The organism is Bacillus sp. CBEL-1, from assembly GCF_004348885.1.
Taxonomy (GTDB): Bacteria; Bacillota; Bacilli; order Bacillales; family Bacillaceae_H; genus Priestia; species Priestia aryabhattai_A.
In genome coordinates this window covers 598,585-612,643 of sequence record NZ_SBIM01000003.1, presented here as the reverse complement: position 1 = coordinate 612,643, position 14,059 = coordinate 598,585, and the positions used below count along the sequence as shown (strand labels likewise).

General features: G+C 38.7%; 11 protein-coding genes. 9 read left to right on the top strand and 2 right to left on the bottom strand.

The window, feature by feature from the left end:
* The first annotated feature begins 156 nt into the window (after nucleotides 1–156).
* On the top strand, nucleotides 157–1,485 hold the full coding sequence (locus EPL02_RS03210; protein ID WP_025909109.1) for a PhoH family protein: 1,329 nt from the start codon (nucleotides 157–159) through the stop codon (nucleotides 1,483–1,485).
* A gap of 47 nt (nucleotides 1,486–1,532) precedes the next feature.
* Here EPL02_RS03210 and EPL02_RS03205 read toward each other — a convergent pair whose 3' ends face one another.
* Entirely contained in the window at nucleotides 1,533–2,030 is a 498-nt protein-coding gene (locus EPL02_RS03205) for a peptidyl-prolyl cis-trans isomerase (protein ID WP_131886959.1), read from the bottom strand.
* A gap of 274 nt (nucleotides 2,031–2,304) precedes the next feature.
* Between EPL02_RS03205 and EPL02_RS03200 the strand changes: the two genes are divergently transcribed.
* From EPL02_RS03200 to pyc, 3 genes are all read left to right on the top strand, one after another.
* Nucleotides 2,305–2,571: an Fpa/YlaN family protein gene (locus EPL02_RS03200; protein ID WP_373688708.1), complete on the top strand. Its 267-nt coding sequence runs from the start codon at nucleotides 2,305–2,307 to the stop codon at nucleotides 2,569–2,571.
* A gap of 148 nt (nucleotides 2,572–2,719) precedes the next feature.
* Complete coding sequence (locus EPL02_RS03195; RefSeq protein WP_094911523.1) at nucleotides 2,720–3,910, top strand: FtsW/RodA/SpoVE family cell cycle protein; 1,191 nt, start codon at nucleotides 2,720–2,722, stop codon at nucleotides 3,908–3,910.
* Between the two features lie 143 nt (nucleotides 3,911–4,053).
* Complete coding sequence (gene pyc, locus EPL02_RS03190; RefSeq protein WP_131887138.1) at nucleotides 4,054–7,497, top strand: pyruvate carboxylase; 3,444 nt, start codon at nucleotides 4,054–4,056, stop codon at nucleotides 7,495–7,497.
* Nucleotides 7,498–7,530: 33 nt separating this feature from the next.
* Here the strand turns inward: pyc and EPL02_RS03185 are convergent, their stop codons facing one another.
* Nucleotides 7,531–8,436 carry a COX15/CtaA family protein gene (locus EPL02_RS03185; protein ID WP_094911522.1) on the bottom strand — a complete coding sequence of 302 codons (906 nt, stop codon included), beginning with the start codon at nucleotides 8,434–8,436 and terminating at the stop codon, nucleotides 7,531–7,533.
* Nucleotides 8,437–9,139: 703 nt separating this feature from the next.
* Between EPL02_RS03185 and coxB the strand changes: the two genes are divergently transcribed.
* From coxB to ctaG, 5 genes are all read left to right on the top strand, one after another.
* Nucleotides 9,140–10,195 carry a cytochrome c oxidase subunit II gene (coxB, locus tag EPL02_RS03180; RefSeq protein WP_076513286.1) on the top strand — a complete coding sequence of 352 codons (1,056 nt, stop codon included), beginning with the start codon at nucleotides 9,140–9,142 and terminating at the stop codon, nucleotides 10,193–10,195.
* Nucleotides 10,196–10,229: 34 nt separating this feature from the next.
* Nucleotides 10,230–12,092, top strand: a complete 1,863-nt coding sequence (gene ctaD, locus EPL02_RS03175; RefSeq protein WP_094911521.1) for a cytochrome c oxidase subunit I — start codon at nucleotides 10,230–10,232, stop codon at nucleotides 12,090–12,092.
* Between the two features lie 2 nt (nucleotides 12,093–12,094).
* Nucleotides 12,095–12,715 (top strand): cytochrome (ubi)quinol oxidase subunit III, encoded by a 621-nt coding sequence (locus EPL02_RS03170; protein ID WP_094911520.1) that lies wholly within the window; start codon nucleotides 12,095–12,097, stop codon nucleotides 12,713–12,715.
* Nucleotides 12,716–12,719: 4 nt separating this feature from the next.
* Nucleotides 12,720–13,055, top strand: coding sequence for a cytochrome c oxidase subunit IVB (gene ctaF, locus EPL02_RS03165; protein ID WP_094911519.1), 336 nt, complete (start codon nucleotides 12,720–12,722; stop codon nucleotides 13,053–13,055).
* A gap of 75 nt (nucleotides 13,056–13,130) precedes the next feature.
* On the top strand, nucleotides 13,131–14,057 hold the full coding sequence (ctaG, locus tag EPL02_RS03160) for a cytochrome c oxidase assembly factor CtaG (RefSeq protein ID WP_131886958.1): 927 nt from the start codon (nucleotides 13,131–13,133) through the stop codon (nucleotides 14,055–14,057).
* Nucleotides 14,058–14,059: the final 2 nt, after the last annotated feature.

Genomic DNA, 14,059 nt, shown 5'->3' with positions numbered 1-14,059 from the left:
TAGTTCTTCTATCTTTATGCATATGTTCATATATTTAAAGCAAATGGTCCGTCCATTCACTCGAACTTCACGCGTGCGGTTTACATAAGATAAAAGTGAATGGATTCCTTGTTACACTCCTTAACTGGAAACCAAATGGAGTAGGAGGCTGAGTTGTTGGGAAAAATCTACGTTTTAGATACAAATGTGTTATTGCAAGATCCGCATTCAATCTTTTCATTTGATGATAATGAAGTTGTAATACCAGCTGTAGTATTAGAAGAAGTAGATTCAAAAAAGAGAAATATGGATGAGGTTGGAAGGAATGCGAGACAAGTATCAAAGCTCATTGATAACTTGCGTCAACATGGGAAATTACATGAGAAAATTCCTTTGGAAAATGGAGGACACTTACGAATTGAGCTCAACCACCGTTCATTTCATCAACTACAAGAAATCTTTGTAGAGAAAACAAATGATAATCGTATTTTAGCGGTGGCAAAAAATTTGTCGCTCGAAGAGGAAACCAAGGAAGACGGTCGTGAAGTTATTCTTGTTAGTAAAGATGTATTGGTACGCGTGAAGGCCGATGCGATCGGTTTGAAAGCAGAGGACTTCTTAAGCGATCGAGTGGTCGAGTTTAACAGTATATATACAGGATTTGTGGAAGTGTATATTCCTAGAGAAGTGTTAAATCATTTCTATGAGAATGGTGAGATTCTCACGTCTCAAATTGCAAATCATCCATTTTTTCCAAACCAATTTCTCGTTATGAAAGATGCATTTGGAGGTTCAGGTTCGGCTATTGGTATCGTAGATCAAACCGCTACAAAAGTAAAAAAACTTCTCTTTGAATATGACCATATTTGGGGAATTAAGCCGCGAAATGTTCAACAAATCATGGCCCTTGAATTACTTTTACGAGATGATGTTCAGCTTGTTACCCTTATTGGAAAAGCTGGAACCGGTAAAACGTTATTAGCTTTAGCATCAGGCTTAATGCAAACAGAAGATTTAGGTTGCTTTAAGAAGTTGTTGGTTGCACGTCCAATTGTACCGGTAGGAAAAGACTTAGGTTTTTTACCAGGTGAAAAGCAAGAAAAGCTTCGACCATGGATGCAGCCGATTTATGATAATTTAGAGTATTTATTTAACACAAAAAAACCTGGGGAACTGGATGCTATCCTAGCGGGCCTTAGTTCAATTGAGGTAGAAGCCCTTACGTATATTAGAGGAAGAAGTATTCCAGAACAATTCATTATCATTGACGAAGCACAAAACTTAACAAAGCATGAGGTTAAAACAATTTTAACCCGCGTTGGTGAAAAGAGTAAAATTGTGCTGATGGGTGACCCTGCTCAAATAGATCATCCATATCTTGATGAATACAATAATGGATTAACATATGTAGTTGAAAAATTTAAAGAACAGAAAATATCAGGTCATGTAAGGCTAGTTAAAGGGGAACGTTCAGGTCTCGCACAGCTAGCTGCTGATATTTTATAAGTAGAGAAAAATGAGCGCGCAGCTTTTCCAGTCTGCGCGCTCGTTCATTATGTAATAATAATTTCTTTTAAGTACGTAAGCGGCTTGTTGCGGTTAGAGCCGTCACGCTCATAAACATGTACTGGGCCATCTTCTGTTAATGGCTTTCCATTTTTGCTAAAACCAAAAATAAGCGTTTTAGCCTCTTCTAGTGGGTAGCTAACGGACTGATTAGCTGTTACAAACGTAACGGCTGTTGCACCTTCTAGAGGCTCAGCATTTTTCAAAAAAGGAGCAAAAGAGATACCGAACGTACCGTTCAATAATTTTTGTTTTTCGTATTTTTTTTCTGTTTTTAAAGTCGGTGGGAATACGGCTCCTTCTTGAATTTCTCGATCCCAATGTTTTGAAACAGCCTTTGTGTATTGTTCATTTTCATCTACGTTTTCGACTTCAATATCAAAAAAAGTAGTTAAGTCTACTTTTCGATCATCAAAAATCCAAACTCCAGGATCTAACGTAAGGGGATAACGTACTTTCCCATGTAGCGAAATAATTGAATTCATAAAAACGCCTCCTTACTAAAAGTATAAGCGCTTTCTTGTAATTTGTCATCCATACTCGGGATTTTGGTAGAAGTACTAAAATAGAATGTGCTATAATAAATCTATATTAATAAAGCGAGAGTTGCGATGAATAATACGCGTAATTTGTAAGAGAATTCGTAGGTCTGATGACATGCATGTTAGTTCTTGCTTTTTTACGAGTAAAGCCTTACTATTAAGAGATAGATTAGGTAATCGCTCGGAAACGGAGGGATTGAGTTTGACGCCTGAGACAATGATAGATCATCGTGAAAAAGCTTATGCATTGTTAAAAGCTGATGCAGATAAGATTTTGCAATTAATTCAAGTTCAAATGGATAACTTAACAATGCCACAATGTCCTCTTTACGAAGAGGTTTTAGATACACAAATGTTTGGTTTATCAAGAGAAATTGATTTTGCAGTTCGTTTAAATTTAATTGATGAGCATGTCGGAAAAACATTGCTAGATCGACTTGAGCGTGAACTTTCTGCATTGCATGAAGCGTTTACAAAAAAATAAAACACACGGTGAAACTCAAACTATTAGAAGGATAGTTTGAGTTTTTTGTTACAGCTCGTTTACATTCTCACGTGAGAAAAGCGAAAGCAGATAATATATAGTAAAATGAGTAAAGGCATCACTTATTAACGTTTAAAGGAAGAGGTTTATGCTAAAAAAAATCTTTAAGCACTATGATTATTCTATCATTATTACCATTGCGCTCCTTTGCACCATTGGCCTCGTGATGGTATACAGCTCTAGCATGATTACGAGTATTACGCGATATGGACAGGACAGTGATTTTTTCTATGTTAAACAAAAAGGCTGGCTTATCATTGCGGGAATCGTATTTTTAGCAACCATTTTATTCCCGTACAAGCTGTACCAAAAGCTTCTACCTTTAGCTGTTCTTGCTACGTTTGGGCTCTTGGGGCTTGTGTTTTTAATGGGACATACGGCAGGAGGCGCTCAGAGCTGGTTGAAGTTAGCTGGAGCGAGTTTACAGCCCGCTGAGTTTGCCAAATTAACGGTTATTTTATACTTAGCGCTTGTATTAGGAAAACGCCAAGAATACATAAATGATATTAAGCGTGCTTTTATTGGCCCGATTGGCTTAACAATGGGTATATTCATATTCGTAGCAATTCAACCTGATTTAGGAACAGGTATGATTATTTTAATTATTGCTGTTGCAATCATGCTTTGTTCGGGCATATCTCGAAAAACATTTTTTAAGCTTATTTTATTAGGGCTTGTCATGTTAACTATAATGGGAACAATTGGTGTGTTAACAGGGCAAGTGACTGAAAATCGTGTCGGACGTTTTACAGGAGCATCAGATCCATTTAAACACGCACAAGGTGTGGGGTATCAGCTTGTAAATTCTTATTTAGCTATCGGTTCTGGTGGCTTAAAAGGGCTTGGTCTGGGTGAAAGCGTGCAGAAGTATGGCTATCTCCCAGAGTCACATACCGATTTTATCATGGCGGTTATTGCAGAAGAGCTTGGTTTCTTTGGCGTATTTCTTGTTTTAGGTTTACTAGGCTTTTTAATCTATCGCATTCTGACCCTTGCCAAACGATCAACCGACCCTTTTGCTAGCCTTATTTGTATCGGTGTAGCAACCATGCTTGGAATTCAAGCGTTTATCAATCTAGGTGGTTTAACCGGCCTTATTCCGATTACGGGCGTAACGCTTCCGTTTATCAGCTATGGTGGATCTTCGCTGTTGAGTTTAATGATTGCAATGGGGATTGTCGTTAATATTTCGTTCTTTGTTAACTATCAAGAAAAAAATAGCAAAAAGGCGAACAATGTTGTTTCTTATCCGAATAATGCTAATCCTGACTTATCTTAACATTCGGATATATATATATCATCTCAAAAAAGCAAAAATGAACGGGTAATTTATAACTTTCCGTTCATTTTTGCTTTTCTTTTATCCAATTTTGCTATATATTGAAGTTTATATAAAGATTGAAGGGAGAATTCGATGTGAGTCTGGTAACTAAAAAAATAAAAAAAGTACTAGTTGCAAATCGTGGAGAAATCGCAATTCGAGTATTTCGAGCTTGTACGGAGCTAAATATTCGAACGGTGGCAATTTATTCAAAAGAAGATGCGGGTTCCTATCATCGATACAAAGCAGATGAAGCATATTTGGTTGGTATGGGTAAAAAACCAATCGATGCATATTTAGACATCGAAGATATTATTAAAACGGCAAAGCTACATGATGTTGATGCGATACACCCTGGCTACGGTTTTTTGTCAGAAAATATCCAATTTGCAAAACGTTGTGAAGAAGAGGGCATTATATTTATTGGACCAAAGTCTAAGCATTTAGATATGTTTGGAGATAAAGTAAAAGCTCGTCATCAAGCAATTCAAGCCAATATCCCTGTCATTCCAGGAACGGATGGACCAATTGATTCATTAGATGAAGCAAAAGAATTTGCTGCACAGCACGGGTATCCTCTCATGATTAAAGCAGCTTTAGGTGGAGGCGGTCGCGGCATGCGCGTCGTTCGCGATGAAGCAAGCTTAGCAGAATCGTATGAACGTGCTAAGTCAGAAGCGAAAGCTGCATTTGGAAGCGACGAGGTATATGTGGAAAAGCTTGTTGAAAACCCAAAACATATTGAAGTGCAGATTTTAGGGGATCACAGCGGAAATGTTGTTCATTTATATGAGCGTGATTGTTCCGTACAGCGTCGCCACCAAAAGGTAGTAGAAGTTGCACCAAGCTTGTCGCTAAGTGAAGACCTTCGCGATCAAATCTGTGATGCTGCGGTACAGCTTATGGATAACGTGAGCTACATAAATGCGGGTACTGTAGAGTTCTTAGTTTCAGGTAAAGAGTTTTACTTTATTGAAGTAAACCCTCGGGTACAGGTGGAACACACTATTACAGAAATGATTACAGGTGTTGATATCGTTCAATCTCAAATTTTAATTGCAGATGGTTATGATCTTCATAGTGATGTTGTGGCAATACCGAAACAAGAAGAAATTATCACGCATGGTTATGCTATTCAATCTCGTGTAACAACAGAAGATCCACTAAACAACTTTATGCCAGATACGGGTAAGATTATGGCGTATCGTTCAGGCGGTGGATTTGGCGTGCGTCTTGACACGGGCAATAGCTTCCAAGGAGCAGTCATTACGCCTTACTACGATTCTCTTCTTGTAAAAGTAACAACGTGGGCCTTAACGTTTGATCAAGCAGCTTCTAAAATGGTTCGTAACTTAAAAGAATTTCGAATTCGTGGTATTAAAACAAACATTCCGTTCCTTGAGAACGTGGTCAAACATGAAAAGTTCTTAACGGGAGCATACGATACGTCCTTTATTGATACTACGCCAGAATTATTTGTATTTCCTAAGCGTAAAGACCGTGGTACTAAAATGCTAACGTACATTGGAAATGTTACGGTTAACGGTTTCCCTGGGGTAGCTGAAAAGAAAAAACCAATCTTCACAAAACCTCGCGTTCCTCAATTAGACTTATCGATGCCAGTACCAAATGGAACGAAGCAAATCTTAGATGAACAAGGTGCTGAAGGGCTTGTTAACTGGGTGAAGGAGCGTAAGGAAGTACTTTTGACAGATACCACGTTCCGAGATGGACACCAGTCTTTACTAGCAACACGTGTGCGTACAAATGACTTAAAACAAATTGCTAATCCAACAGCAAGACTCTTACCGGATTTATTTTCTCTTGAAATGTGGGGAGGAGCGACGTTTGATGTAGCGTATCGCTTTTTGAAAGAAGACCCTTGGGATCGTTTATTGACGCTCCGTCAAGAGGCGCCAAATGTTTTATTCCAAATGCTACTGCGTGCGTCAAACGCTGTAGGATATAAAAACTATCCCGATAACGTTATTAAAGAGTTTGTAGAAAAATCAGCGTATGCAGGAATTGACGTGTTCCGAATTTTTGATAGCTTAAACTGGGTTGAAGGTATGACGTTAGCGATTGATTCCGTACGACAAACAGGTAAAATTGCCGAAGCAGCAATGTGCTATACGGGCGATATTTTAGATCCATCTCGTCGCAAGTATGATTTAACGTACTACAAAAATCTTGCAAAAGAACTAGAGCAATCTGGGGCCCATATCTTAGGGATTAAAGATATGGCAGGTTTATTAAAGCCTCAAGCAGCTTACGATTTAGTATCTGCATTAAAAGAAACGGTGGATATTCCAATTCATCTTCACACGCATGATACGAGCGGAAACGGGATTCTAACATATGCCAAGGCAATTGAAGCAGGCGTTGATATTGTGGACGTAGCAGTAAGCGCAATGGCAGGTTTAACATCGCAGCCAAGTGCCAATTCGTTATATTACGCTTTAGAAGGAACGGAGCGTAAGCCGAAGTTAGACATCCAAAACCTTGAACAGCTATCTTACTATTGGGAAGATGTACGTAAGTACTATCAAGATTTTGAAAGTGGCATGAATGCTCCACATACGGAAGTTTATGTTCATGAAATGCCAGGTGGTCAATACAGCAACCTTCAACAGCAGGCGAAAGCAGTTGGTCTTGGAAACCGCTGGGATGAAGTAAAAGACATGTATTCACGTGTGAACCAGTTATTTGGTGATATTGTCAAAGTAACGCCTTCTTCTAAAGTTGTAGGAGACATGGCTCTGTTTATGGTTCAAAATAACTTAACGGAAGAAACGCTATTTGAACGTGGTGAATCATTAGACTTCCCTGATTCAGTTATTGAATTATTTGAGGGGTATTTAGGTCAACCACACGGTGGGTTCCCTGAGCAGCTTCAACAAATTATTTTAAAAGGTAAAAAGCCAATTACGGTGCGTCCGGGTGAACTGTTAGAAGATGTTGATTTTAATGCTCTTAAGGAAAAGCTATTCCATGAGTTAGGACGTCAAGTTACAAGCTTTGATGCCTTAGCCTATGCTTTATATCCGAAAGTATTTATGGATTATCACAAAGCCGTTGAGCAATATGGTGATATTTCCGTACTTGATACGGCTACTTTCTTATATGGAATGCGCCTTGGAGAAGAGGCTGAAATTGAAATTGAAAAAGGGAAAACATTAATTGTTCGCCTTGTATCAATTGGGGAAGCGCAAGCTGACGGTAATCGTACAATCTACTTTGAATTGAATGGTCAACCTCGTGAAGTTGTCATTAAAGATGAAAGTGTGAAGACAACGGTTGTATCAAAAATGAAGGCTGATCCAACAAATCCAAATCAAATTGGAGCATCTATGCCTGGAACAGTCATTCGTGTTATTGTTGAAAAAGGTGATAAGGTATCAAAAGGTGACCACCTCATGATTACAGAAGCAATGAAAATGGAAACAACGGTACAAGCACCGTTTGATGGTATTGTGAAAAATATTCATGTAGGAAGTGGAGAGGCGATTCAACCAGGCGACTTACTTGTTGAATTTGAAAGCTAAAAAAAGTACGAGCAGAATTTCTGCTCGTACTTTTTATTTTGTCTTTTTACTGCGGGTAGCTAGAAGAGTCAAGTAGCTCAAGACGCCGAATAATAGAGAGATAATTAAAGCGTGCGCTAAAGCTAATCCTAAGTTTAGACGAGTAACCACAACGAGCATACCTGAAATAGCTTGAAGTGTTACTAACACCAAAGCAATTAGCCAGCTATAATAAATGTTCTTTTGGTCACGATAGTGCTTAAATGCATGAATAAATGCAATTAAGATCCAAACAAAAATCAAAGTAGCAGCTGTGCGGTGTCCCATTTGAATCCACTGGTTAATATCCCCTGGCAGCCAATTGTTTGCATTGGAGCAAAATGGGATGTCAGGACAAGCTAGGCTTGCTTCTTTATGGCGTACCAGCGCTCCTGTATAGACAACAACGTACGTATAAAGGATAGACCCATAAATATGCTTTTTCATAGTGGAACCGATGACGACGCTGTCTGCATCAAACTTTTTATCAACCTCAAAAATGATGAGGGTTAATAACAGAACGGATGCAAATGAAATTAGTGAAATCCCAAAATGTAGTGCAAGTACGGCATCCGATTGCCCCCACATAACCGCAGCGGCACCGATTAGCGCTTGCAAAACTAAGAAGAAAAATGAGATAAAAGCAAGTGGTCTTACCTCACGAATATGCCCTAGTGCAATCCAAGCCCACACACAAAGTAAAAGTACTAAGATGCCTGAAGCCCCCGATACAAGTCTGTGACTAAGCTCAATGACGAGTTCAAATGTTATGTTGCTGGGTATTAGTTCACCGTTACATAGAGGCCAGGAGTCACCACAGCCATCTCCTGATCCAGTTTTGGTTACAAGTGCTCCTCCAAGTAAAATCAGGAGCATTGCTAACGTTACAATAACCGAAAGCCCTTTTAATCCACGTTTCAATGTATTCACCTTCCTAAAGTATGATAATTAGTCCGCTAAACGTTTCCTTTAGACAGGAAGACGAATGGAAGTACATGGCTAAGATGAGAGCAAACGCTTTAAGGTTTCATTGAAAAAGTTTGAATAAACTCCCATAAGCATGTATTCATTTGTTATAATGGTAGAAAGTGTAAGGTTGTATTGATAGAAAGATAAGTTATTAAACTCATTCGACAAGATACAACACCTTATTCTACTTATAATAGTATACAATAATCAAGTAGAAGATAGGGTTTTAGACAAGGTGACAAAAAAAATCCATATTTATTTCAAAAAAATTTCACATAAACTTTCCAAAATATGCTTTAATAAACAGGAGAAATATAGTGATTTACATCTTTACATGTTCATACATCAGGCTGTAAGATTTCAGAAATCTGAAACAAATGTGAAATGTTTGTGAATGGATGATTTTTGTGATGTCAAAACTGTAAACGGATTCTTCATACCACTGCTTCAACAACATATGCTTACCTAAAGAGACCGCTAAGAAATCATCTATTTTGCGTAACGAGCTCCTAGACACCGTAGTCCTACATAAAAATTTAAATACAGGGGATTTCTTCTAATCTAGAATTTATTATAGAAGGAAGAAAGTTTATTTATGGCAGCTGTCTGCTATAAATAAGAAAATCACGTCCATGAAAGAGAGGTTGGAAAAGCTATGAGAAAATGGCGATTAAACTTTCGTGTTTTATCGTTGTTTAGTCTGGTAGCCGTGCTATTAGCTGGCTGCGGAGAGCCTTTTTTATCAACGCTTCGTCCTGCAGGTGAAGTGGCAGAAAAGCAGTATTCACTTATGCTGCTTAGTACAGCAATTATGGTTCTTGTAATTATTGTTGTTACAATCATCTTTGTGTATGTAGTTGTGCGTTTTAAACGCCGCAAAGGTGAGGAAGATGTGATTCCAAAACAAGTAGAAGGAAACCACAAGCTAGAAATTCTTTGGACTGTTATTCCTATTATTCTACTTGTTATCCTAGCAGTTCCTACAGTAGCTGATACGTTTAAATTAGCTGATGTGAAAGGAATGGAAAAGGAAGACGCCATTGTCGTCAATGTAAGAGCTAACTTGTATTGGTGGGAGTTTGAGTATCCAAACCAAAAAATTATTACATCCCAAGATCTTGTTGTGCCAACGGATACAAAAGTGTATTTTAACGTGAAAGCCTCAGATGTCAAACACTCCTTTTGGATTCCTTCAGTGGGCGGAAAAGTAGACACGAATACAGAGAATGAGAACAAGTTTTGGCTTGTGTTTGATTCAGAAAAAGCTGAAAGCGCTAACGGACTTTTTTATGGGAAGTGTGCAGAGCTATGTGGTCCATCTCACGCCTATATGGACTTCAAAGTTAAAGCTCTTCCAAGTGAAGAGTTTGATACATGGGTTAGCGATATTAAGGATGTAAAACCAGACGTATCGACTGCTTCAGCAAAAGCAGGGGAAGAAATTTTTACAGAAAGCTGTATTGGCTGTCACGCTGTTGAAGCGCAGGATGGTCGACCAGAACAAGCGCGTCAGGCTCCAAATCTAGCTGGATTTGCAGATCGTGAGCGTATTGCAGGTGTTTTAGAACATAATGAAGAAAATTTAAAACAATGGCTCAAAAACCCTGAAGAAATTAAGCCAGGAAACAAAATGAGCAATACATATCCTGACTTAACAGATGAACAAGTCGATCAGCTAACCGAGTATTTATTGGAGCTGAAAGAAAAATAAACGGTAATTAGCTTTCAAAAGGGGAGGTCTAGCTATGAGTACGCTCACTCAAAAAAGGGGTATAGGGGCGACGATATGGGACTATTTAACAACCGTTGACCATAAGAAAATCGCCATTTTGTATTTAATTGCGGGAGGTTTTTTCTTCATAGTTGGAGGAATTGAAGCACTTTTTATTCGAATTCAACTGGCTGTTCCTGAAAATAACTTTGTCGCAATGGGAACATATAATGAAATCTTAACAATGCACGGTACAACAATGATTTTCTTAGCAGCCATGCCGTTGTTATTTGCGCTAATGAATGCAGTTGTACCGCTTCAAATCGGCGCTCGTGACGTAGCATTTCCATTTTTAAATGCACTTGGCTTTTGGCTATTTGCTTTTGGTGGATTGTTTCTAAACTTAAGCTGGTTTATAGGAGGTGGAGCACCTGATGCAGGCTGGACATCATACGCTTCACTATCGCTGGCATCGCCTACGCACGGAATTGATTTTTACGCATTAGGTCTACAAATTTCCGGTGCCGGAACGCTGATTGCAGGTATTAACTTTCTTGTTACAATCATTAACATGAGAGCACCTGGTATGACTTACATGAGAATGCCGCTGTTTACATGGACTACATTTGTGGCATCAGCACTTATTTTATTTGCATTTCCTGCTTTAACGGTTGGATTATTTTTAATGATTTTTGATCGCTTGTTTGGTGGGAATTTCTTTGATCCAACGATGGGTGGAAACACGATTATTTGGGAACATTTATTTTGGATTTTCGGACATCCAGAAGTATACATATTAATCTTACCAGCATTTGGAGTTTTCTCTGAGATTTTACCAACGTTTGCTAGAAAGAGACTGTTCGGATACTCTTCTATGGTGTTTGCAACAGTGCTAATTGGGTTTTTAGGATTCATGGTTTGGGCTCACCATATGTTCACGACGGGCCTTGGGCCAATTGCAAACGCAATCTTCGCAGTAGCGACGATGGCGATCGCTGTACCAACAGGAATTAAGATTTTTAACTGGCTGTTTACGCTTTGGGGAGGAAGCATTGAATTTACATCACCGATGCTGTACTCTGTAGCGTTTATTCCATCATTCGTTATTGGTGGTGTGACGGGTGTTATGCTTGCCGCGGCACCAGCGGACTATCAGTTCCATGACACGTATTTCGTCGTTGCTCACTTTCACTATGTTATTGTAGGGGGAGTTGTGTATGCTCTCTTTGCAGGAGTAACGTTTTGGTGGCCAAAAATGTTTGGTCGTATGCTGAATGAAACGCTTAGTAAAATTACGTTTTGGTTATTCTTTATTGGATTCCACTTAACGTTCTTTATTCAACATTTCTTAGGTTTAATGGGTATGCCTCGTCGTGTAGCAACATTTTTACCAGGACAGGGCTTAGACCTTGGAAATGCAATCAGTTCAGCTGGAGCAATCTTTATGGCAGTGGCGACAATTGTATTAATTATTAACGTAATCAAAACAAGCATTAACGGACCAAAAGCAAAAGGTGATGCATGGGGGGAAGGGCGTACGTTGGAGTGGGCAATTTCATCTCCGCCACCAGAATACAACTTTAAACAAACTCCGCTTGTCCGTGGATTAGACACTTTCTGGTTAGAAAAACGTGCTGGAAACAAAGACGGTATTACACCGGCTGAGCCGCTTGGTGATATTCATATGCCAAACTCATCAATCATTCCATTTATTATCTCCTTTGGTTTGTTTGTTTCAGCATTTGGCTTCTTGTTCCGTAACGACTATGGTTGGGGAGACTTAGTCGGAATTATCGGATTAGTGATCACCTTTATCTCCATGTTCTTCCGTTCATGGATTGATGATCATGGCTATCATATTCATAAAGAAGACTTGCTTGATGAGGAGGCGAAATAAAGATGGAAGCAGAACAAAAGTTAACGCCTGAAACTTTTCCAGATTCGCCTGAGAAATCAACCCTTGAAGGGAAAAATAAGTTCATAGGATTTTGGCTTTTTCTTGGGGGAGAAACAGTACTTTTTGCTTCGCTTTTTGCAACTTACTTAGCGTTAAGAAATTCAACGCATACAGGTCCAAAAGCAGAAGAGTTATTTGATATTACGCTTGTATTTATTGCCACAATGATTTTATTAACAAGTTCATTAACAAGCGTATATGCAATGTATCATATGAAAAACTTTAATTATAAGAAAATGCAGCTCTGGATGTGGATTACTTGGCTGTTGGGGTTAGCATTCTTACTATTAGAGATTTATGAGTTTAAGCATTATGTTCATGAAGGCCATACGTTTACGAGTAGTGCGTTTGGATCTGCATTTTATGCTTTAGTAGGAACACATGGAGCTCACGTAACGTTTGGACTATTGTGGATTGGTTCATTACTTATCCGTAATTCAAAACGAGGCTTGAATTTATACAACGCGCCAAAGTTTTATGTAGCAAGCTTATACTGGCATTTCATTGATGTTGTATGGGTGTTTATTTTTACAGTTGTATACTTAATGGGAATGGTGGGATGAAGAGATGGCAACAAATCATTCTGACACAGGTAACCCAAAGGTAGACTTACAGTATCGTAAGAAGAAAAACGCTGAAGATATGCGAATGCAGTTAATCTCGTTTGCGTTAATGATTTTCCTTACGCTCGTAGCTTTTTTTGCAGTATGGAGCGATAGTTTTACCGGGTGGTTTACCGTACCAGTTATTATTTTGTTAGCAGTTGTGCAAGTTATCTTTCAGCTTTATTACTTTATGCATATGAATCATAAAGGACATGAAGTGCCAACGATGTTTCTATATTCAGGAGTGCTTGTAGCACTTATAACAGTTTGGGCATTTGTTACAATTATTTGGTGGTAAGTTAAAGAAGAGCTAGCGCTTGCTAGCTCTTTTCAAGCATGTACGATTGGCAACTAAGTAAAGGAGGGACGGATTGTGATTAATAATTTAAGAATGTTTGGATTCGAAGCGCTATGGAGTCCGTATTTCTTCTTGGTTATTTGTGCGGTTACAGTTGTTTATTTGCTGTTCACAGGTCCGTATCGATATAAGGTTGAAGGAAGTAAAGAAGTTGATTGCAAAACAAAAGCGTTTTTTATATCTGGAATGGCGCTGCTATACATATGTAAAGGCGGTCCGTTAGACTTACTAGGGCACTTGATGTTTAGTGCACATATGGCTCAAATGGCATTGGTTTATTTAGCTATTCCACCTTTACTTATCCTTGGAACACCGCCATGGATGGCGCGATTAATAGTTCACCAAAAAGGTCTTAAGCCAGTGTTTCGCTTTTTGACAAAGCCACTCATTGCTTTGCTGGTCTTTAACGGATTATTTTCCCTTTATCATATCCCGCTTATTTTTGACACTGTGAAGACGGATATGACACTTCACGCAATTATTAGCATATTGCTATTTATAGCTTCTTTTTGCATGTGGTGGCCACTTTTAAACAAGCTAGAGGAGTATCAGACATTAAATGGCGTGAAAAAAATTGGTTACATTTTTGCTGATGGAATGTTATTAACTCCTGCTTGTGCGTTAATTATATTTGCTGATACGTCGCTGTATGCAACATATACGGACTCACAGGCATGGGTGAATGCTTTAGCACTTTGTGTATCACCAGACGTTATTCAAGCAATGGGTGCATTAGCTCCAGAAATGTTTAACGTATTGCCTCCGGTAGAAGATCAGCAGCTTGGTGGTGTCATCATGAAAATTATTCAAGAAATTGTATATGGTATCATTCTTGGTTATACCTTTTTTAGGTGGGCAAAGAAAGAGCGTGAAAAAGATAAGAAGCAGGAAATGGAACTCGAAGCAGGTTATGATACTTCATCTCCGATTTCTTCTCAATAAAA